This window comes from Alteromonas gracilis (genome assembly GCF_043642145.1).
Taxonomy (GTDB): domain Bacteria; phylum Pseudomonadota; class Gammaproteobacteria; order Enterobacterales; family Alteromonadaceae; genus Alteromonas; species Alteromonas gracilis_B.
In genome coordinates this window covers 187,439-208,376 of sequence record NZ_JBHZRZ010000002.1, presented here as the reverse complement: position 1 = coordinate 208,376, position 20,938 = coordinate 187,439, and the positions used below count along the sequence as shown (strand labels likewise).

Here is a 20,938-nt window from a genome sequence, read left to right as displayed (position 1 = left end):
GTTTTTCAACAGTTTTTACTTAGATAATACAATGCTAACAATGCATAAAAAGGTTTGGCTAAAAAGTCTTTACACTCTCTACGACTCTGTCGAAGAGCTTGGGGGTAAATCAGTAAAGATTTTAGTTGTTTTTGATTTTAAGTGATGGGGTAAAAGGTTTATGGACATAGGTGTAGATTCAGGCGCTCTCCTTATACACGTATTTATAATTCTTTTCGTTATTAAAAGTTTTTTTGCGGACTCGGAAAACAACGAATGATAACAGATATATTTTATTCGTTTATTATTATTACTTTTATGGTGTTTGGATTTTCTAGGCCGTATGTCGCGTTAGCTGCAGTGCTCTGGATTGATACAGTTAAACCGCAAAATACCTCTTTTTCTTTTTTGTCAGGTAAGCCGTTATCGTTAATTTTAACCGCTTTTTTCTTATTAACTCTGTTGGTTAATGCTAAGAAGCTTAGAAAAGTAAATAATGGTGCGTTTTATTTTTTATTTTTTGGGTTTATGTTATGGATAACGCTTTCTCATTTAAACGCTGAATTTCCACTGTATTCTGCGATAAAATACGACACAGCAATAAAAACTCTGTTTATATTGTTTTTTATTCCATTTACTATTTCCACCAAAAAAGACTTTGATTTTGTCCTTTCAATTTTATACGCGGCATCTTCGCTGTTTATCACAATAGGCGGAATAAAGTCTGCCATGGGGGGTGGCGGATATGGTGTATCTCTAATTGGCCTCCAAGGCTCAGGCTTTATGTACTCAGAAGGTAGTATGCTGGCGACACTTGCTGTTTGCTTGATACCACTTTCGTTGTACTTGGCTCACTATAGCTTTCTCTCAAATAAAAAAATATTCAGGTATTATTGTTATTTGGTTGTTTTTTGTGCGCTAACAACTCAGGTCGGCACACAGGCCAGAACCGGGATAGTTGTTTTGGGCGTGTATGTTTTATTGCACCTTTATTACTCGAAGAAAAAGCTAAAAGGCGTTGCATTTTTAATGGTGCTTGCCGTGATTGGTAGCCAATTCGTCACAGATGGTTGGTTAAAAAGAATGGAAACAATAGACCAAGGAACAACAACAGAAAAGTCGGCAGTAGGAAGAATTGTTGTTTGGAGGTGGGCATTTGACTATGTTGCTGATCGACCTATCTTGGGCGGTGGATTTTATGCTTATCTAGCAAATGCAGGAAAACTAGACCAGTATGGTCAGGAAGGAGAGGTAGTCATATCTCAAGGTGGGGCAAAAGCATACCATAATATATATATAGAAGTGTTAGCCGAGACAGGCTATGGAGGGCTATTAATTTTCTTGGGCATTATAGTTCACACACTGTTATTAAATTCTAAAAAGCCGAATCCTAATGACCCTTGGAGTACAGAATCATCAAAAGCGATAAAAACTTTCACGCTATTATACTGTGCGGGCGGAATGTTTATTAATGTTGCCTTTTACCCTTGGATTTATATACTCTATACCCTCTCTGTCGCCAAAAACTCCATAAGTAGCAAGCAAGTTAATGAAGAAAAAGAAAGTCGCTATTGATGCTAGATTCGTATTGCGAAAACAAAGAGGAATGCCTCTATACACCTTCATGTTATGCAAGCTAATTCCGAAGATTCTGTCTCAGCATCAGTTTGTTTTGTTTATTAATAAAGGGTTTGAGCACAACGATTCAGCAGAAAAATATCAACCAAGACTCGATGAGCTCTGTAAGTTAGATAATGTCGAAATTGTAAATGCAGATGCTGAGGACGAAATTAGTTGGGAACAGTTAATTCTTCCGAAATTGTTGAAAATTCATAAAGTCGACCTTCTGCATATGCCGGGAAATAGAGTTTGTTTATTCACTCGAGTTAAACAAATAACAACAACCCATGATTTAATGGAGTGGCACTCACTCAAGATATTTCGGTATTATAAAAACCGCAGTTTAAAAGAGAATTTTTATTTCTTTAGACAAAAAGCTTATTTGTGGGCAGTATATCGACTTGGTCTTTCATTTTCAGACCACGTCTTAACAATATCGCAATATTCAAAGCGTGATATAACGCAGAGCTTTCCAAAATTAAAGCATAAGAGTTCGTACGTTTATCATGGTATCCCCCGGGGGTTTAAACCTCCGCTAAACAACACACCTAAACAAGGCGTTCTCATGCTTGGTGGCGACAGTCATCAGAAGAATCCAGAGAACATGTTGAAAGCATGGGCGCAGTTGCCTAAAGAGTTGAAGAAAGCACATCCTCTCACTATTTTAGGGTTTGTTGGAGGGGAAGACTCTATCATTTCCAAAACCATTCAAGCATTGGGAATTGAAAATGATATTGTTATAAAAGGCTGGGTTACCGAAGACGAGCTTATTCAAGCAATGCAAACCTCAAAGGTGTTTATTTTTGCATCGCGCGAAGAAGGCTTTGGGTTTCCTCTTGTGCAATCAATGGCTTCTGGAACACCAGTAGTAACTTCTGAAGCTGACGTGCTTATAGAAATTGGACAAGATGCGGTTTGCAGCGCAAAAGCTGAAGACTTTCTTGCGTTGAGTAGTGCTTTACGCAGCCTCCTTACAGACGAACAGCTCTACAATGAAAAAGTACAAAAAGGCCTAACGATTTCATCCAAGTTTACTTGGGAGCATACCGCCGAACATATTGCGTCTACATATTTGACACTATTGAAATGAAAATAAAAAAAGGAATGTATTTCTTGATTTCCAAGTTGGTGGAACCTTTGCGGTGGCGTTTTGAACTGTATTTTGCTGAAAAATTTGATCTTTATGGCTCACTTTCATTCTACTTAAAGCAAAAGTTCACAAGGAAAAAATACTTAAAAACCGCTCCTGTCGTTTACATTTATGCAAACAAAAGAAACGTTGGGGACTATATTTCCCATCTTGGTTTAAAAGAAATAGTGGGTAAAGACGGCCCCGACCTCTTTTGTTCTCCTGTATGGTTAAAGGAGTTCAAAGCGCACATTGACTACTTAAAACAGCATAATCCAAATGTGCTGCTGGTAATTGGCGGAGGAGGCCTTTTACAGCCAGTCTTTGAACCTTTTTGGCACGTTGTGCTTCAAAGTGGATTACGTTTCACCGCGCATGGTATTGGCATTAATAAGATGTCTGGAAGAGGGGAAATGAAAGGCGATTTGTTTCCTAAAATCGCGAAAGGCGCCGACCACTTAGGTGTGAGAGATGAATATACCTTTAACTTTTTAGAGCAATTTGCACCCAAAAAGCTAGCTCTTACCGCTTGCCCCTCAATAAACTATCTGGTTCCACGTTACTGGCAATCACAAGCACGCTCTTCAAATGTTCTTTTGCATCTAATCCATCCGTCAGATGTAAGGTTGGCAGGCGCTGACCTAGATACAATATCTAAAAATCTGATGGCTGTAGCTGAAGCTTTGGGGTTGGAATATCAAGAGCATACTAATATGGATTCTTCTCATGTTCGAATGTTGAAAAAGGTAAGTAATGCTCGCGTTATTGTGAGTAGTCGTCTGCACGGCTGTATAATGGGTTTCGGTATGGGGATTCCTTTCTTGCCGTTACTGTGCGATGACAAAATGAAGGCATTCTTGACATCACATACGGAAGTTGACGGGGTTGATGTTAAGCAAGCAGAAGACGCATCTGTTTTGAAACATAGAGTTGAGTTGCTTCTAGCGGAATATAGCAGCGATCGAAGTAAGCTTGATGTGAAGCTTGCCGAAAATGCAGAAGCGGGCAGTTACATAAAGAGCCTAGCGACAAACACCGCCAAAGATTAACCATAAATGCAATAAAGCAGCAAGCCATAGTGTTAATGCAAAAAAATAATTTGTGGAATTGCGCGCATTGAACAACATAAGGGATAGGTATGAATGTTACCTTTAGTGGCTTCTACGGCATGAAAAATACAGGCGACGATTGCTTTTGCAAAGTCGCAGAGTGGGGAGCGCAGCATTACTGGGGCGCTGATACCAGTTATTTCTTTTCTAAAAAAATTCCTAAGCTATCCAACAATGCAGAGCCGATTATGAAAACATTGCCATATCGTCTGCAGTTCATTAACGAGTTATTGTTAGATAGGCATTTTAAGAAAAATAAGCATCTTGTGTATTCTGGTGGTTCCATTTTCCACGGCAAAGACTGGTGGGAAATGGAATATGCCAATAAAAACTTTGAAAAATATGACTTAAAGATTGGGGCTATTGGGGTATCTGTAGGTCCCTTTGATTCGGTGGCTCATGAAAAGAAAGTTATCGAGTTTATGAAACGCATGTCTTTTCTTTGTGTTAGAGACCTTAAGTCTTATGAATTGGTGCAGAGTTACAATTTAGACTTACCTTGCACACATGCCTTCGATCTTGCTGGGCTGTTGCCAAAGGTTGACAAGTCAGATTTAAAAGCAAAGCAGGAGAGCACTAAATCAACCATCGGGTTAGCACTGTGTTCGTTCAGTGGGAAAACAGGAAAAGTGCGTCACGAAAATAGCGAACGACTGAAAATTCTGGCCTCCGCAATTAATACGTTGAATGCTAAAAGGGGCGGTGATGTTACGCTTAGACTCTTTGTGTTCAACGGCCATGAATTGCACGGTGACATGGCTGCAACGCAGGAATTTGTTCGACTTCTTGACCCGACTGTGAGCGTTGAGCTGTTCGACTATGTCACCGATCCTATGAGTATGTGGCATCAGATTGGCGAGTGTGACGCATTTTTAAGCTTTAGACTACATGGCGCGATTTACGCGTTTATGGCTCACGTTCCTTTTTTATTAGCCGAAGTGCATGAAAAAGCCAGCAACTTTCTTAAAGATATTGATTGGCCAGAGAAATTTCGGGTAGGGGATTTTGAGGTATCGCCTGATAGCTTGGTTGGTATTGTTGAGAAAATGCTGGAAGGGCACGACTTTTCACAAAGCGTAAAGCGTTGCGAGAATGACGCTGAAAAAAACTTCACGCATGCCGTGTTTGACTGAATATTTCACCGACTCAAGGAATGTTGATAAATGAAAACTGTTGTGCGTTCTACATCAAGGCTTCTTGATGTGTGCTTTGTGTGGAACACAGTCGATAAGGATTTAAAAGTTTGAACTTAGCGAGAAAAGTGGCCAGCAGTACGTCGCTGATCCTTATTGTTCGATTATTCCAACGCGGCATAGGTATTATTAGCCTGCTGATTCTTGCGCGTTTATTAACGCCCCAAGATTTTGGCGTAGTAGCAATAGCTACAATGCTTGTCTTTCTTTTCGATACATTGTCTGAGGGGGGCACTCAGCAATATATCATTCAGAAGAAGACACTGGATGATAGCGATATTGTAACGGCATGGACGATTTCAATATTGTCTAAACTCGTGCTGTTCGTTGCGCTGCTTGCACTTACGCCTGTATTGGCCAACTTTTTGAACGCACCAGAAGCTGAATCTGCGATACGCGCTATGGCACTTGTGTTACCAATCTCTGCCTTTGCGAGCCCCCAACTCTTTATGCATAGAAGAGATTTGGAATACGGCATCATTTCTAAAATACTTTTAATTGAGAGAGTTGTGAGTTTCTTGGTCACAGTGGTACTGGCTTTCATTTTAGAGAACTATTGGGCCATGATAATAGGCGTGCTGGCAGCATACACCAGCAAAACACTGCTCTCTCATTGGTATGCGCCTTATCCTTTGAAGTTTTCATTAAGCCGCATAAAGCAGCAAATGAGTTTTTCACTGTGGATGCTTATGCGTTCTATTTTGGGGTACGTACGCGCCGAGTTCGACGTGATCTTCATTAGTAAAATGTACGGTGCAGATCAGCTTGGTGGTTTTAGCTTAATGAGAAACCTTTCATTCTTACCAAGTAGAGAAATAATCGCGCCTGTATCTAATGTATTCCTAGCAAGCTTTTCTGAAATAAAAAGAAGAGGCGATCCAATTGGAGAGCACATAGTGGTAGTGCTTACCATATTGCTGTGTGCGATTTTTCCGGTTATTGGCTATTTACACGTTTTTAATCAGGAGCTTGTTTCGCTGTTTTTAGGACAGCAGTGGCTGCCCTTTGCGCACTTATTACCGCTATTAGCCGTGTTCACAATTACATTTGCCGTATCCACTTTTGTTCAGCAAGGGCTTATTGCAAATGGTGATGTAAAGCTATTGTCGGTTTATGAAATGGTAACGTTGAGCTTATTATTAGGCCTGTTTACGTTTTTCTTCTCAGGCAGTATGGAAGAATTTATTATCGCAAGGCTAGTATTCGCTTTCACTGTGCTGGGCATCTTGCTGGTGTTTTGTTCTATGCGGTTTGGGCTACCCGTAGTTAGCTTACTGTTTATGTGTGCGCTGTTGGCCACGGCGTGTTTTGGCGCTGTCTTATCTGCACAAATGTTGACGGGGCAGGGAATACTCTATCTTGTATTAGGGAGTGCTCTATACTTTGGAGTCTATCTTGTAGCGTGTTTATTTTTTCTGTTTTTATTTAAAAGGCACAGAATACTTGAAGAAGTTAGTTCGTTAGGCTTGCGCTTTATTCGCTCTAGGCGGGCAAGTTGATTTAATGAAGAGTTATTGAGTTGTTAAATCGAATGAGTTGCAGCGTTCCTATTGCTGAGCATACTTAAAGTATGGTCAGCAATAGATAGCTTAATGAATATTGCGCTTATTCTTTCCACACTACATTTGCGTATTTTCCTTTAAGTGAATACTCGTAAATAGCGCGTATTTTAAAGTAGTTATTACCGTATAGATTTACTTTTTTACCTAACTTGGCAGCCGCAATGGCTACGTGCAGCCTGTTGGTGTTCACCGTTTCAAAGGCGTTAATGTGAGATAAAAAACGAAATGTAGACAGCTTGGCGAGCTTAGGTTCGCATGAACTCAACTCATACAGTGCCGAAACATCAACGTTGTCTGAGGGAATGGGAATGTCGGTTTTTTCAACGTCTATTCTAAAAGCATTGAGTTCACCGCTTTGAGGTTTGCTCGGGTAGGGATGACCAAACAGTGATTTTAAAGTGTAGGCAAGGTAGTGCTTCAGCGATATACCAAAATCTTCATTTTTAAGAAGTACGCGGCGCTTCAATTCTGAACCAACACTATCCAACGCCGATTGGCTGGCAGGTTTTGATAGCATCTTTTCCACATCTGCGCTCAACACCATGTCATCGTGAAGGTATACGTTGGCTCTTGTTACCATTTTGCTAGCAAATTCAAAAGAAACTCGTTCACGGCAAAAGAGATGAACGGTTTCAGGAAGCGATTGCAATAACTCTTCTGCACCAAAAAGCGTGTGAGGTAACAATATAAAGGCTTTCACGCGAGAAGCGTATTTTTTGATGTAATAACCAACACGGCTATTTTCACCACCAAAATTGCCGCCTCCACCATAAACAAGAATATCATTGTCTGAGATATCTTTTTCTGACTGACAGCACTTGAACTCTATATTGTTTCTTTCAAAAAATTGATACGTTGCACATGCGATAAGTGAGTCGCCTGCATTGCCAGGATTGGGAAGGTAGTTTATCTTTCCACCAAGCTGTCGGATTAACACTACCAACTCATCATCTTTCTCTTTATTCATTTTAGTTTCTTTTCAATCCAGCTATAACAATCGTCAAATGCATTCTGCTCTTCATAAAGGTAATGCATGCCATGTAAGTCATTCACTTTTACTGCGAGGTTTGAGTGCCATTTTACGTCGCTATTTTGTTCTAACTCGTAGTCTCTTATCACGTCTTGCATCATTTGAGTGGCTACGTCGCAATTCCTATTGGTTAAAATATACTCTCTTGGAGAGAAGGTTCCCTCATTGTTTAATAAACTCAATACCTTAGATTCAAGATCTTGCTCGTTTGCAAAGTAACCTGTTTGTGCATTTATAAAATCGTATTTTTCACCGTAATTATGGTTTTCTCTCATTATTACCGGTGTATCACACAGCATTCCTTCAATAATCGCCCTGTTGTTACCCTCAAACTTTGACCATAAGACGTTTATTTTTGCCCGTTTATATAATTCAGCGACTTCTTGAGGTGTTATCCATTCGTAAATCTTAACATTATCAGCAAGTCCCATTTCCTCTGCATACGAGAGGATATCAGACTGTGATATATCGCCAGGGTATCCGACTAATACAATCTTGAAGTCAGGCTTTTTTGACACTACGCCCTTCAAAGCTTGGAAAAGTGCTCTGTGACGCTTGTACTTCGCCCATGCAGCGACAACAATTAAATCTATATCTCTTTCTTTATCTTTAAGAGGGGGAGCGAAATTCTTATAATTTATAAACCAGCTTGGGCCGACCTTAATTGGAATAAGATTTGAATTGAGTGCTTTAACGAAGTTGTAGTCTCTTTCTTCATAGGTTTGAATGAAAATTGGAAACTTTAGCTGCGTGTAAATAAGAATATTCGACTCGCAAAATCCTGCCCAACTAGGCTCTAGAATGAGATGATAATTTTCTAAAATTTCTTCTGCTTTGAAAAAGCGTAGGAACAAAGGGAAGTAGTAACTATAGTTAATAATAATTACGCCTTTCTCAGACCCATTTGGCTTTTTCAGTACGGTGATAATTCCATTTAGCATCTTTTCAGGTGCGGTAAAGAATTCCGCCGTATTTGATAGAGGCTCAACGGCATTAATAAATGCGTCCTGTATTTCGTTTTCATATTGCTGACCGTCAACGAAATACCGTTTAGCGTATTCTACACCTAGTGAGTAACTGCCAGACCACCCCGTTCTGAAAACTGCTGAAACCAGAGCGAACGCCTTACTCCTAGAACCAAGTTTCCATAGTACAAATGCACCTAATCTTACACACGCAACAAGTAGCCCTTTTTTGCTGTTGTGATCGAACTTAATAAATTCTATCAATCGATCCTTACTATGTCCCAACTTCATATTTATCACTTCTTTTTGGTGATTAAGTTAACAAAAGTTCGCAATATGCGCTTAACGCTCATAGCATTCCCTTTGCATAGAAAAAGATTTAACGAACATTGCAAAGAGAAAAGGTGATCGTTTTTCTCTTCAGCGATATAAGAAAAAATAAGATAAGCACGGCATTTAGCTTCTTTTTTTAACGTGCTGTTTCTCAATTCTTCGTCGTTGAAGGTTTCATCAAGAATTTCGAGATGTACAGGTAATAATGAGCGTGCATTGCGAGACGTAGATTGTGGTTGAACCCTATAATCTAAAAGCACTTCGTCACATAGAACAATTGGATGTTCTTTAGCAATTTGAAGCCATAGTTTCCAGTCTTCCAGCGCCACTAAAGACTCATCAAAGCCGTCGTATTTTTCATACACGCTTTTTCTGATTATTAAAGAAGACGTTGTGAGAAAGTTTTCAATCGCGAGCTGTTTGAATATTAAACCACTAAATAAACGGCTGTATGTAGAACGGTAAACGGTTTTATCGTCAAAGCCGATTCCTACGTAGCGAGAGTCGCAGTGAGACCAATCGGCCTCTCCAAGCGAAATGAGTTGCTTTTCTAGCTTTTTGGGATACCAGACGTCGTCCGAGTCACAAAAGGCTAATATCTCTCCTGTGGCTTTTGATATCGCTGTATTTCGCGCTGCCGAAACACCTTTGTTTTTCTGAGATAATACAACAATACGATTGTCTGTCTCAGCCCATTTTTTCGCAATACTGAGTGTTTCATCAGTCGAGCCATCATCAATTATAATAAGCTCAAGATTTTCAAACGTTTGATCCAAAATACTGCTAATAGATTCCTCTATAAAAGACGAAGAATTATAAGCGGGCATAATGACACTAACTTTTTTGTTATTTTGATTCAGCATTTTCTGTAGTTGCTTTGAGTTTATAAGTCAGAAAAAGAGGAGGCCTTGCATATTTCCCCAAAGTGTCCCCTTTTGTTAGTGAAATGTACAACTTTCTTTGTTCTTCATCGTAATCAGCTCCGCCAATTGCTAGCCCTTTGAAGCTTGTGGGCAACGGAAATTTACCATGTTCATATGGTTGCAGCGAATGAGGCAGTGCTAAACCGCGCTTCACCTTAAGTAGGTCTGCAATATCCCATGCCCAGTAATAGCTGTAGTAGTCGTCCGCGTCGAATGGGCAAGGTCCGCCGCATTGATGGCCATTGCTTTGCTTTATTTTATAGCCTATTCCGCTCTCGTGGCCTGCCGATTTCCCAAGCGTCAGGTAGGTACGCGTTCCAGGCACGATGAAACCAAATGAAGCTCCAGATGACAGGGTCCACATTTTGTTACGCCCATCGCTGTTGAGGCTCAAGGAGCGATAGTCAGGTTGAAGTTTATAAACACTGTGATCATAGAGAGGCTGTCTCATAGAAAAGTCTAGTAAGGCCTTAGTCTCCACCGAACCAGATGGACCATAAACGACGTTTTTTCTTGGGTTAAATGCAAACGCAGTGGGTCCAATGGATAGCCGAGAAGCTATCGAAGCATTTGATTGAGAGCCAGTTATGTGAGTAGCTTCAAAAAGTGCCTGTAACTCTTGCGGTATTTCACTTAACCACCCTGCAGCGTGAGCGGCGCCTTCCAATTGGTATGGGCCGTACATTTTGCTGCTCGCTAGGTTGTTTGCCTGCCAAATCATTATGCTGGTATCTGTTTCGGTGCCATTAGCGTCATACCAATTTATGTAGTTGACCATAAGAGCATCATCAATCTGCTTGATACCGGTAATGCGAAAGTAACCGGCAATTCCCGTCGAAACACGGGGCGTATTATTGATAGATTGAAAACCCTGTAAAACGGATGTTCCAACCTCAAAGTCTTCTATATCTTTGGAGGCAACTATTGGAGGGATTGATATTTCACCAATACCGCCAAACTGAGGGTGACTGGCGACAAATATTGACTTTTTCGAAGCGCTTAAACTAAATATACCAAGAGAGAAGTCGATCGTTGCTTTCGCGTTATCGCTCGTGGCTTTTGTTGTTAATCTGAATCCTCCTTCATATTCCCAGGCAGAAATAGGAATTCTAGGGGACTTGAGCATTGTGAAAGCGTCGCGTATCCAACTACAATCAAGCAATTGTGGTTTACTTTTGCTGTCCTTTAATCCAAGTTCTTGAAATACAATTCGCTTTTTTTCTGTACAGTCTTCTTCGGCAAAAGTTGGTGCGCCAAAAGACAACATAGCAATCAAAATGAATGAATTTAAAAAGCGATGTGATGAAGCCATTGTTAGTTTTCCATCGTCTCAAAATAAATTGAAGAGTAGTGCGAGACCATAGTGTTAGCGGAGAACTTCTCACAAAAAATATTATAGCCGTTTTCACCCATCGCCTTTAGTTTTGCGGGTGAAGAGCTCAGTGTTTCAATTGCATGTGAGAAAGAAGAGCAGCATCCGTTAGGCGTCACCAACCCATTCTGTTGGTCTATTATAATTTCAGGGTTGCCGCCTGCATCTGTAACAATACACGGTTTAGAGAGTGACATTGCCTCCAGCAGCGTCATCGATGTTCCCTCACTAAGCGAGGAAAGCAGAAAAACATCCATTAAATCTATAAATTGTGAAGGGTCTTTAATATAACCGGTAAATCGAACGTTGTTAGAAATGCCTTCTTCTTTAACGATTGTCTCAAGAGTAGGCCGTAACTCACCATCACCTACAAGTAAAAGTATCAGGTTGTTTCTTTCACGTAGCGTCTTTGAAAACGCTTTTATCATCATTTCCTGGTTTTTAATTGGATCAAAGCGCGCAACAGTGCCAAGAACGATACAGTCGTCTGGTAGTTTCAAACGCTCCTTCAAGGCGTTCTTCGCCTCATTATCCCTGTCCAAAGGCTTAATCCCGTTGTAAATCACCTTTACATCGTTTTTTGGAATAGCTTCAAATTCTTCAAGTGCACCTTTCGTTGCTTCTGAAATTGCCGTAACGGCTGACGTAAACTTATTTAGAACAGGATTTACTAGCTTTCGTTTCCAGCTTGAGGAATCTGGGTAAAACCTGCCATGCTCGGTGAATATGACCTTAGTTTTTGTAAATGCCGCGGCTAAGGTGCCATAAACCCAAGGCGTATACTGATGACAGTGTAAAATATCGATATCATTGTCTTTGATATGTTTTCTTATTTTGCTTATCAGCGATTTGTCAAAACCAGGTTGACGTTCTTCAACCGTTATCGGCGTGCCAGATGCTTTTAAGTCTTCGCCCCAAGGGCCCAATGGCGCTTCAATGCAATAAATCGACATTTCGATATTTACATCAGTGTTGCCCTCAATGATGTTTTTTATCACCATTTCAGTACCACCAATGCGCATGTCAAAAGTTACGTGCATGACTTTCATTGCTGCGTAACCTCTTGTGCTACTACATATCGATCAAACCACATTTGATACATCAACATACTCCACAGCACTATGCCGTGATCGGCTTTGCGCGTTTGATGCTCGTGCCAAAGTTTGTTTATAACAGGGCTCTCGAATACGTCGCTAAGCCCGCGCTGTGAACCAATAATTAGAGATTCAGACAGTGATTTCAATTCACCTCTAAACCACTCATCCAACGGCGTGCTGAAGCCCATTTTCTTTCTATACAGCAGTGAATCGGGAATAAAGGGCTTAAAGACCTCTTTGAGTAAGTATTTTTTCTCACCGTCGCGATATTTCTGTGAAGAGGGTAGGGTAGCGGCGAACTCTGCAACTTGGTAGTCGAGAATGGGCGCCCTTACTTCTAACGAATTTGCCATACTCATACGGTCGACTTTTACCAAGATGTCGCCTGTCATGTAGGTCTTAATATCAGTGTAAAGAATTTTGCTTAAATGGTCCGGGCCGTCGGCTTTGTTATACATGTCTAAGGTATATTGACTAGGGTGGTAATCGGCGAGCTGCTGTGCAACCTCAGGCTTAACTAAGCTTTGCCACATTTCGTCAGTCATCATACTGTTAGTGATGTAAAAGCCCATAGCAGGCTCGTGAGATAAGCTTGTGAGTAATGATTTCGCTTTTTTACCGACTGTGCCCGGCACTTTTCCAGCCATTTTAGCCAAATGCGGAAAAACAGACTTTCGAACCGTTTCGGGAAACTTACTTCTTAGTTTATTTTCAACGTCGTCAACTGAGTACTTTTCGTAGCCAGCAAACATTTCATCACCACCATCTCCCGCAAGGGCGACGGTTACCGCTTTCCTTGCCAGTTCCGAAACAAAGAAGGTCGGCACTAGCGAGGGGTCAGCAAAAGGCTCATCAAAAAAGCTCACGATATGTTCTAGTCTGTCGCTAACGTTTTGGTGAACGGTAAATTCATGATGTTCTGTTTCGTATTTTTCAGCTATTTCACGAGCGAAATCTGCTTCGTTAAATGCTTTATTATCAAACCCTATGGTACAGGTTTTTACGGGTGTTTCGCTGGCTTGCGCCATCATAGCCACAACGCCTGAGCTATCTACACCGCCACTTAAGAATGCACCAAGCGGTACATCACTAATCATTCTTTGTTTGGTTACTTTTTCAAGTAAGGTCTTTAACTGTGCTTTATTAGCATCTTCGCTGGCACTTGAGGTGTTTTTAAAGCTCAAATCCCAGTATTCGTGAATGCTGAAACCGTCATTATTAAGAATTAAATAGTGAGCAGGTGGTAACTTGTGAATGTGTTTAAAAATACTTTTTGGGTCGGGAACGTATTGGTACGCAAAGAAATCATAAACCGCATCTAAGCGAATTTCTCTTGGTATATTTTCCAATGCCAATATCGCTTTAATTTCAGAACCAAACGCAAATCGTTTATTGTCACTAAAGTAATAGAGTGGTTTTTTACCCAGCCGATCTCGCGCAATGAAAAGTTCTTGCTTATTTTTGTCCCACAGAGCAAAGGCAAACATACCGTTTAGTTTATTTAAACACTTGGTTCCTTCGCGCGCATACAGCTCTAAAATAACTTCGGTATCGGTATGGCTTTTAAATTTAACACCTTCGTTTTCGAGCTCGGCACGCAATTCAAGGAAGTTGTAAATCTCGCCATTAAATACAATAACCAAGTCACCATCTTTCGAATACATAGGCTGATTGCCCGCTTCGGAAAGGTCGAGAATACTCAGTCGCCTGTGACATAAACCGATATGTTCATCGATATAGATACCGCTGGCGTCTGGTCCTCTGTGATGAATAGCCTTGTGCATAGCCTCTAATGATGCTTCACCGCCTTCGTCGAAATTAAAAAGGCTAAATCCTGCAATGCCACACATGAATGGTTATCCCTACAAACTGATATAAGGTCGAAGAATTGACCCAGTTACTATGGTTAATTTTAAAGGAAGCTCGCGCCAAATGTTCTCGGCTAATTCTCTTACTTTGCTTGTGTCTGAGGCAGCGTCATTTTTTGCCTCAATAGGTTTATTATTGCAATCAAAACTTTGCCAATTAAGCAGCTGAGGCTCTGCCCCCCATTGCTTTTTAAATTTGTATGTACCTTCTTCGAACGTTGAACGACCAAAATCGAAGACGCTCACGCCATTGTCGGCACAATGGGAAAGCAGCGACCAATACAGCAGCATGTTAGGGGCAAGGCGATTGAATTCACGAAGTGTCGACGCCCATGGAATAGACGCCTTGTCTCCGGATTTAATGATAATGCCCCCGCCAATTGGCTTGCCTTCGTGATAAACAATACTGACCAAGCTATTAGGGCCGTAGCTTTTTACAATTGCTCTAAACCATTTTTTTGCATGAACGGGAGAACCGAGATCTCGCATGTTTTGAGCATATACGTCGTAAAAATCGCCTACTAAGTCGTTCGATGTGCCTAATTCAAATGTGAGCCCATTTTTCTCTGCCTTCCGTATCTGGCTTCGCAATTTAGATTTAAAACTTGATAACAGTGTTTCACTAGACTCAGGTAGAGGCAAAAGCATACGTACTTTCTTGTTCTCAAACTGCGCTTTGTCTAAAGGAGCTTGCTCTACACCTCTAATTTCTAGTTTTTTTCCTGTCACGTTTCGCATCTGCGCAGCAAGAAACTCACGCATCTCACTTAGCACTTTGTCGTTGTCGGCTAAGCCATAGCCTACGTCGCAATAAGGTAAAGAGCATATACGCTTGCCTAGCATAGGTATTTTCATTAGAACAGCGGGAAAAACACCTACAACTTGCCCCGAATCGGTACATCTGGCAAGCACACCAATCATGGTATGGCCGTAGGCTTCTTTTACTGCTTCTAGCCATGCAAATTGGTGATAAGCGGAAGCCTCGTCGTGCTGTAAAACATAGGCATCCCAAAGAGGCTTGTCGCTAGGAGATGCAATACTTAACGTTATTTTTTGTTGTGCCGTCATTAAGATTGCCTGCCTTTAATAATACCATTGTTGTCACCAAGATTACTCAAATGCACCTTAGCTTCCGAAATAGTGCAAAACTTTACATTGGCACTTTTGGCTAAGTGTTGAGTTACTACCTCGATGCGCTGGCAAATGGTCTTAAATGCATTTGGGGTGTCTAATAGTCCTGTCGCTCCATCAATTAAACTCGAGCTGTGTAAGTACATATGAATAACAGGCTGCTTTTTATGGATGCTTTGGTCGACTAGCGCAAGCATGTCTTCAGTTTCGGTAAGCTCTGGGCTTAGATAAATTTTCCTTAAAAGTTTACTGTGCCACAGTAAACCAACTGACTTAAACCAGTTAAAAGGCGGTCTAGATAGGCGATTGTGAATGCGTTCACCTAGCGAGAAGTTTTGAATGTTAAACCCTGCGGTAACAGGAATCTCAAGCAGTTGACGCTGTTCTCCAGGAGCCAGTGCGTTTTTAAACGAAGGCCAATAAGGCGATTCTGGCGCACCTAGGCAGCTAAAGTAGTCATTCTTATAAAAGGGATAAACGCTTGAATCAACGACATAGCCTTTTGATACGAGCAACCTAAGCATTTTGGCACTCACGCCCCATCGCCCGCTTCTGAAAGACTGCGGACGTATGCCTATTTCGTTGAATAGAAGCGCGTTCAATGCATCAAGTTTTTGTTCCACTTGCTCCAATGGGAGGTTGATTACATGTGATTCAGCTTCGGTTGTTTTACCGAAAAAAGGAGGATTACACCAGGGGTGTAAATGCGCGCCAATTTCGGCGCTATTAGCATTAGCAAAGGCGCGCAACGTTTCACTACCAGTTTTGTTACTGGCAACTGCATAATCAACAAAGTAGGTAGGACGTATTCCAAGACTTTCACAAAAATCTTGGAATTCAGGAAGTTTTTCAACATTTTCTACAGAGCAATCATGTTGTGGAAACTCTTCGTCCCACTGCCATTCTTCTTCTGTATCTATAGTTAAAACAAACAAGACATCCTGTTTAGGCATTTGCTCTCTCTTTTAGCATGTCATCAAACAGGGCAAGGTATTCGTCGGCCATGCGTTTGGCAGAGAAGTTTGCTTCTACAAACGACTTTGAATTTTTAGCTAACGACGAAGCGAGTTCTTTATCATCAAGCAGCTTCTCCCAATCTTGCTCAAGCTGTTTGATATCGTGAAGAGGGGCTAATAAACCCGACTCGTTGTGTGTAATTAACTGATCGATTCCAGCAATATCATAAGCAGACACTGGGATTTCCATAGCGCAAGCTTCCATTAAACAACGAGGGATGCCTTCTAAAGTAGAGGTCATCACAAACAAGTCAAAGTCGCGTAGCAGCTGTAACCTGTCATTCCTAAAGCCTAAAAAGTGAATTTCTTTAGCACTATTTAGCGTTTTTGAGTAGGCTTCTAAACTAGGTCGGTCCTCGCCGTCACCCAGCAATACCAATTCAATATCTTGACGCTTTTTATACAAAGACTCGAAGCAATCTAAAATAGCTTTTATATTTTTACGACTAATCATTTGACCTACAAAGCCAATGGTCTTTTTGTCTTTTTGCTTGTTGGTTTTTGTTTGCCTTACTGCCTCTACTTCAGACAAGTCTACGCCATTTTGAATATACTCAAGCTTTTCACGAGATATATTGAATTTCTCAACATCACTCATTAATTGCTTTGAAAGCGGCACGACTTTGTCGGCAAAGCGCATCGACTGACAGCCTAACCAAATGAAAAGGCGAAGCTTCAAGTCTGCAGCGTTTTCAAATCCATGTGGAGTTACAACACAGGGAATTCCCGCTTTTCTGGCAGCCATTACACCAAGAATATCTGATTTATAACCATGAGTATGGATGATATCGATATCTTGTTCTTGAATTAAATCTGCAAGTTTTGATACGGCACGTAAGTCAAAGCGGCCCTGCATAGGAATGTGGTGAGTTTTTCCAATCGCTTTGAACTGTTTTACAAGCTCTAGCTCTTCCGTACCTGGCTCTAAGGTAACAACAAGCTCACTAGAAACATTGTCTGGTAAATGTTTCGACAAGGCTAACACCCATCTTTCTGCACCGTAAAAGCCGGTTGAACAAATAAACTGTAAAACTTTCATTGTTATTTATGCGAGCTGGTACTTACAGCGCCGCGTACTCCTATTAGTGTTCCAATTGCTCTAGCCGGAAAATAAAGTAGATAAAAAAGTGAACAACGCCACCACGTTACTTGCTGCTTAACAAGTCTCTTTAATCGCAGTGTGTAGGCTGCAAAAGGCAGTAGAGCCCCTAGCAACATAACCATAGCAATAACAGGTTGCGAGAATATTATCGCGAGAACAGCAATTAAAAGACCGCCTGAAAATGCAAAAGGAACGATAAAACTTGGCCATTCCCTTAGTGGAATATGCCGACCTCTTAACGACGCAATATTAGACTGGCCGCGCCATATCTCTTTTTTATACATTGGCAAGTAAGCTTTATCTTCGCCAATGTGAACATACTGGGTTTGCGAGGTGTAAAATAACTCGCCTAATTTGTTTACCTTATCAGTAAAGAAATAGTCTTCACAAGTTAGAAGGTGTTCGGGAAACCTGCCTGCCGCTTCAAAGGTGCTCTTCAAAAGAAACAAGTTTCGTCCAGGCAGGAAGTTAACGGGGACATCAAGCTCAGCATTACTTAATGCCGTTCTAATTCTCTCTAGAGGGGGAGCGTTAGGGCTGTTAACCTGCATTGCACTCACTAAAACCGTGTTGTCACGAGTATTGATAGTATCAATCATCACGTTTAACCAATTTGAAGCAAGTGATATATCAGCGTCTAAAAACGCTAAGTATTTGCCCGCTGCCAAGTCAGCGCCTAAATTTCTTGAATGCGAAATTGTGTTGTTATCGTCGCTGTGAACAACTCGCAAATTTACTGTTTCTTTAAATTCACTAAGTGCTGTCGAAATTTCTTTGTTTTGGCTAACCAAGATAACTTCATATTGCTCTTGCGGTGTTTGAAGGTTCGCGATGCTCGTTAATGTCTCAATAAGCATGTCTTCACGCCCCTTATGAGGAATAATAAAAGACGTATTGATACTCATGGTTTACCCAACCATTTCTGAAGCTGAGGGAAACGTTTCACTAATTGTTGCTTCTCTCTAGAGGGCGACAATTCAGCAAGGTGTGATAAAAGATAGCTCAACGAACTGGATGGCTCAGTTGAGGCATAGGTTTTATGGCCACTATTTGCCAAAAGAGGGCTTGCTGCGCGCTGGAAACCAGAGTAATGAGCGTTCTGCATCATAAGACAGAGTATGCGTGTAGAACTTGTTTCATTACTTGTACTAAGGCGCTGATAAATTATTTCTGCTAGTTGCTCTACTTTTTGTAAAGCAAGTGTACGCTCTTCATCGGTTAGGTAGTTAGAAGCAAAGTTAAGCACGCACAGCTTTCTTAAGTCTTGTCCACTCCATGTTTGATTTGGAAACTCAAGGATCTCTGGTTTATCTAAATAGGCGTATTCGTTAGATGTCATCCAATTTGCATAATGAGTAAGTGAATCGACGGCATACTGATAGCCTGAATCGTATTCGCTGCGCTGTTCTTTTAATGAGATGAATCGGCAGACGGCTTGCAAAAAGACCGTGTAAAACCAAGTGGCTTCGACATTATCTAATTGCAATTGGCTGAAGTCATCAAAGGGAGAAACAGTATGCGCTATAACATAAGACACAGCGTCAATATCGCTCTCGCAACCTTGTAGTTCGTACCTATCTAGCCTAGCTTGCAAATAGTTGCCAGTTCCTCTGTCTAGTGGGTATTTTCCAGTTTTTACATTCTTTACCCCGGGAATTTCGCTATTTTTGAGCGCAAGCAACGCACCCACAAAGGTGTTGTCACCTTCATAGTAATTGGTTACCCATTGCGCGATAGATAGCGCAGCATCACGAGATGGAGCGTAGCCAGTCAGCAGGTAGTGCAAGGTAAGACCGTTAGTATAGCAATGTTGTCCACCCGGGCCGCCGCCACCAGCATGGTCATCATATACGCCGGTTGGTTGATGTTTAGAATACGTCCTATGAGAGGCGGTATATGCCTGAACATAATGATCGGTATGCCAGAACAACCCACCGCTATATTCGGGTTTATCTTCATTAGTATGATAAACGTCAATATCTGCAACGTGTTTAGCAAGATCATCAGCTAATTCAAACCAACGAGAATCGGCGCTTAATAACCATTGAGTTAGCATACCGAATATTGGGTCGTATTGATTGTTGTAGTGCGATACGAAAAACGGTTCGTCGGGGGCGAGTGCTTTTTCATGATCAGCATAAAGCTCACCAAAATGTCGCCATCCAAATTCGTCGATATCAAGTCGTTTTTGATAAAAGGAAGATGGCCCTTCGATACCACGCTTAATGAGCGTATCAAACTTACACGGAGCAGAGGGAAGAAAGGGCAGTACAGATGCGTTTCTTAACCAAGAGCTATCAATCACTACTTGTAGCGATTGTATTTCAAAAGGTGCGATTGAAATACTTCGTGTTTTTTGCTCTCCAGGTTGCAGCTCAGTTTTTTCACTATGCCTTGAACCTAGTATGCTAACGCTTAGCGTGTTGGCTTCTAGTTCTGCTGAAGATGGAAAGTTCTGCCAAAACTTATCAACCTGAACGCTGTAAGTGTTCTCACTGTCATAGAAGTTTATACGCGGCTCTGCTTGCTCTCCTGAAAGTAATAAGTGTTCTGATTGATAGAGCTTAAAGCCGCGAAAAGGTAGCGAATTAACATTGTCTTTAGTTACATGTACTGGGCTTTGCCAGTTTTCAAACCCGCTAGACGCTTGATGGAGTGTTAGCTCTGTATGTTCAGATGAACTAAAAACTTCAGAATTCAGCGAAAGCGACGACTCGAGCGTTTTACCTGTGAGCGAGATACAGCATTCATTTAAATAAATACTATTTGGATCACCTAAGTCCCACTTCCCATGAGGGTGTGATGCTGCGCTTGGATTACGCACAGTAACGTGGCCTGAGATTGCCCCATTACTGATAAAGATTGTAGCTTTAGCTTCAACGACGAGCTTTTTATCGTCATCAAGGTTTATCTTGTATTTTTGTTCAACAGTTGCGGCGGTGTACTCATCGTTACTGCAATGAAGGGTGTAAGAGAACCCAATGGGTGTTACTGATTGAGAGTTGATACCAAGGACATCGAAAGAACTGGAAAAGTGATTATCAGTTGCAAACGCAAAAGGCTTCGTCTTATTAATGGTGATCTGTTTACCATTATTCAGCGACAATGAAATGGTGTCACTGTTGTTGCTAATAGGGGATACGAGTGTTTTTGATGATGCACTGCTTTTAACAGCGTCTAGCGTGAGGACTATTTCATCACTTTCTGCATGACTTTGTAGATCAATCAAGCCTTCGCATAATAACCACTTAACAGAACCATCAGGCCATAACTGCGAGATTTGGTTAAAAGCATCAGACAACACTGTCCCGTTTGCGGCGAGCCGAAATTGAGTGACGGCGGGCCACATTCCTATAGGGCAGGGTATTCCAATTTTAAAATGTCCGCGCTTCTCTTTGACTAAAGAGGCAATCTGGATAGTTCCAACCGTTTGTGTCATTACTGCTTTCTTTGTTTCTTCCGTGAGCAATGTTCTTGATGAACATATGCATAATGGCTCTAGTATGCCA

General features: G+C 41.3%; 16 protein-coding genes. 5 read left to right on the top strand and 11 right to left on the bottom strand.

The genetic code is table 11. From position 1 onward, the window contains the following. The first annotated feature begins 255 nt into the window (after nt 1-255). The 5 genes from ACHUFN_RS05050 (at nt 256) to ACHUFN_RS05030 (ending at nt 6,529) form a co-directional block, all read left to right on the top strand. Entirely contained in the window at nt 256-1,554 is a 1,299-nt protein-coding gene (locus ACHUFN_RS05050; protein WP_394221214.1) for a DUF5935 domain-containing protein, read from the top strand. Continuing rightward, the gene (locus ACHUFN_RS05045; protein WP_394221213.1) at nt 1,529-2,689 is read left to right on the top strand and encodes a glycosyltransferase family 4 protein; all 1,161 of its coding nucleotides are present in this window, start codon (nt 1,529-1,531) and stop codon (nt 2,687-2,689) included. Before ACHUFN_RS05050 ends, ACHUFN_RS05045 begins: the two co-directional genes overlap by 26 nt. After that, the gene (locus tag ACHUFN_RS05040) at nt 2,686-3,777 is read left to right on the top strand and encodes a polysaccharide pyruvyl transferase family protein (RefSeq protein WP_394221212.1); all 1,092 of its coding nucleotides are present in this window, start codon (nt 2,686-2,688) and stop codon (nt 3,775-3,777) included. Before ACHUFN_RS05045 ends, ACHUFN_RS05040 begins: the two co-directional genes overlap by 4 nt. An 89-nt stretch (nt 3,778-3,866) precedes the next feature. Continuing rightward, nucleotides 3,867-4,970, top strand: coding sequence for a polysaccharide pyruvyl transferase family protein (locus ACHUFN_RS05035; protein WP_394221211.1), 1,104 nt, complete (start codon nt 3,867-3,869; stop codon nt 4,968-4,970). A 110-nt stretch (nt 4,971-5,080) separates the two neighbouring features. Next, nucleotides 5,081-6,529: an oligosaccharide flippase family protein gene (locus ACHUFN_RS05030; protein ID WP_394221210.1), complete on the top strand. Its 1,449-nt coding sequence runs from the start codon at nt 5,081-5,083 to the stop codon at nt 6,527-6,529. A 106-nt stretch (nt 6,530-6,635) separates the two neighbouring features. Here ACHUFN_RS05030 and ACHUFN_RS05025 read toward each other — a convergent pair whose 3' ends face one another. The 11 genes from ACHUFN_RS05025 to ACHUFN_RS04975 are packed head-to-tail and all read right to left on the bottom strand — an operon-like array spanning nt 6,636 to nt 20,868. Beyond that, on the bottom strand, nt 6,636-7,559 hold the full coding sequence (locus ACHUFN_RS05025; RefSeq protein ID WP_394221209.1) for a polysaccharide pyruvyl transferase family protein: 924 nt from the start codon (nt 7,557-7,559) through the stop codon (nt 6,636-6,638). Beyond that, on the bottom strand, nt 7,556-8,878 hold the full coding sequence (locus tag ACHUFN_RS05020) for a glycosyltransferase family 4 protein (protein WP_394221208.1): 1,323 nt from the start codon (nt 8,876-8,878) through the stop codon (nt 7,556-7,558). The genes ACHUFN_RS05025 and ACHUFN_RS05020 overlap by 4 nt, the downstream gene beginning before the upstream one ends. A gap of 5 nt (nt 8,879-8,883) precedes the next feature. Continuing rightward, complete coding sequence (locus ACHUFN_RS05015; protein ID WP_394221207.1) at nt 8,884-9,747, bottom strand: glycosyltransferase family 2 protein; 864 nt, start codon at nt 9,745-9,747, stop codon at nt 8,884-8,886. 19 nt (nt 9,748-9,766) lie between these two features. Beyond that, nucleotides 9,767-11,155 carry a hypothetical protein gene (locus tag ACHUFN_RS05010; RefSeq protein ID WP_394221206.1) on the bottom strand — a complete coding sequence of 463 codons (1,389 nt, stop codon included), beginning with the start codon at nt 11,153-11,155 and terminating at the stop codon, nt 9,767-9,769. A gap of 2 nt (nt 11,156-11,157) precedes the next feature. Beyond that, nucleotides 11,158-12,255, bottom strand: a complete 1,098-nt coding sequence (locus ACHUFN_RS05005) for a glycosyltransferase (protein ID WP_394221205.1) — start codon at nt 12,253-12,255, stop codon at nt 11,158-11,160. A 5-nt stretch (nt 12,256-12,260) separates the two neighbouring features. After that, on the bottom strand, nt 12,261-14,162 hold the full coding sequence (gene asnB, locus ACHUFN_RS05000) for an asparagine synthase (glutamine-hydrolyzing) (protein ID WP_394221204.1): 1,902 nt from the start codon (nt 14,160-14,162) through the stop codon (nt 12,261-12,263). A gap of 12 nt (nt 14,163-14,174) precedes the next feature. Continuing rightward, a complete protein-coding gene (locus tag ACHUFN_RS04995; RefSeq protein ID WP_394221203.1) occupies nt 14,175-15,248 on the bottom strand; it encodes a GNAT family N-acetyltransferase in 1,074 nt (357 codons plus the stop codon). After that, on the bottom strand, nt 15,248-16,264 hold the full coding sequence (locus tag ACHUFN_RS04990; RefSeq protein WP_394221202.1) for a polysaccharide deacetylase family protein: 1,017 nt from the start codon (nt 16,262-16,264) through the stop codon (nt 15,248-15,250). The genes ACHUFN_RS04995 and ACHUFN_RS04990 overlap by 1 nt, the downstream gene beginning before the upstream one ends. Next, nucleotides 16,257-17,366: a glycosyltransferase gene (locus ACHUFN_RS04985; protein ID WP_394221201.1), complete on the bottom strand. Its 1,110-nt coding sequence runs from the start codon at nt 17,364-17,366 to the stop codon at nt 16,257-16,259. The genes ACHUFN_RS04990 and ACHUFN_RS04985 overlap by 8 nt, the downstream gene beginning before the upstream one ends. A 2-nt stretch (nt 17,367-17,368) precedes the next feature. Continuing rightward, nucleotides 17,369-18,334, bottom strand: a complete 966-nt coding sequence (locus tag ACHUFN_RS04980) for a glycosyltransferase family 2 protein (RefSeq protein ID WP_394221200.1) — start codon at nt 18,332-18,334, stop codon at nt 17,369-17,371. Further along, complete coding sequence (locus tag ACHUFN_RS04975) at nt 18,331-20,868, bottom strand: hypothetical protein (RefSeq protein ID WP_394221199.1); 2,538 nt, start codon at nt 20,866-20,868, stop codon at nt 18,331-18,333. Before ACHUFN_RS04975 ends, ACHUFN_RS04980 begins: the two co-directional genes overlap by 4 nt. Between the last annotated feature and the right edge of the window lie 70 nt (nt 20,869-20,938).

Bases quoted from the DNA above. Each gene is read 5' to 3' on its own strand.
- ACHUFN_RS05050 (WP_394221214.1), top strand. From the start codon at position 256: ATGATAACAGATATATTTTATTCGTTTATTATTATTACTTTTATGGTG.
- ACHUFN_RS04995 (WP_394221203.1), bottom strand. From the start codon at position 15,248: ATGACGGCACAACAAAAAATAACGTTAAGTATTGCATCTCCTAGCGAC.
- ACHUFN_RS05045 (WP_394221213.1), top strand. From the start codon at position 1,529: ATGAAGAAAAAGAAAGTCGCTATTGATGCTAGATTCGTATTGCGAAAA.
- ACHUFN_RS05005 (WP_394221205.1), bottom strand. From the start codon at position 12,255: ATGCACGTAACTTTTGACATGCGCATTGGTGGTACTGAAATGGTGATA.
- ACHUFN_RS05040 (WP_394221212.1), top strand. From the start codon at position 2,686: ATGAAAATAAAAAAAGGAATGTATTTCTTGATTTCCAAGTTGGTGGAA.
- ACHUFN_RS05020 (WP_394221208.1), bottom strand. From the start codon at position 8,878: ATGAAGTTGGGACATAGTAAGGATCGATTGATAGAATTTATTAAGTTC.
- ACHUFN_RS05035 (WP_394221211.1), top strand. From the start codon at position 3,867: ATGAATGTTACCTTTAGTGGCTTCTACGGCATGAAAAATACAGGCGAC.
- asnB (WP_394221204.1), bottom strand. From the start codon at position 14,162: ATGTGTGGCATTGCAGGATTTAGCCTTTTTAATTTCGACGAAGGCGGT.
- ACHUFN_RS04980 (WP_394221200.1), bottom strand. From the start codon at position 18,334: ATGAGTATCAATACGTCTTTTATTATTCCTCATAAGGGGCGTGAAGAC.
- ACHUFN_RS04985 (WP_394221201.1), bottom strand. From the start codon at position 17,366: ATGAAAGTTTTACAGTTTATTTGTTCAACCGGCTTTTACGGTGCAGAA.
- ACHUFN_RS04975 (WP_394221199.1), bottom strand. From the start codon at position 20,868: ATGACACAAACGGTTGGAACTATCCAGATTGCCTCTTTAGTCAAAGAG.
- ACHUFN_RS05010 (WP_394221206.1), bottom strand. From the start codon at position 11,155: ATGGCTTCATCACATCGCTTTTTAAATTCATTCATTTTGATTGCTATG.
- ACHUFN_RS04990 (WP_394221202.1), bottom strand. From the start codon at position 16,264: ATGCCTAAACAGGATGTCTTGTTTGTTTTAACTATAGATACAGAAGAA.
- ACHUFN_RS05025 (WP_394221209.1), bottom strand. From the start codon at position 7,559: ATGAATAAAGAGAAAGATGATGAGTTGGTAGTGTTAATCCGACAGCTT.
- ACHUFN_RS05015 (WP_394221207.1), bottom strand. From the start codon at position 9,747: ATGCCCGCTTATAATTCTTCGTCTTTTATAGAGGAATCTATTAGCAGT.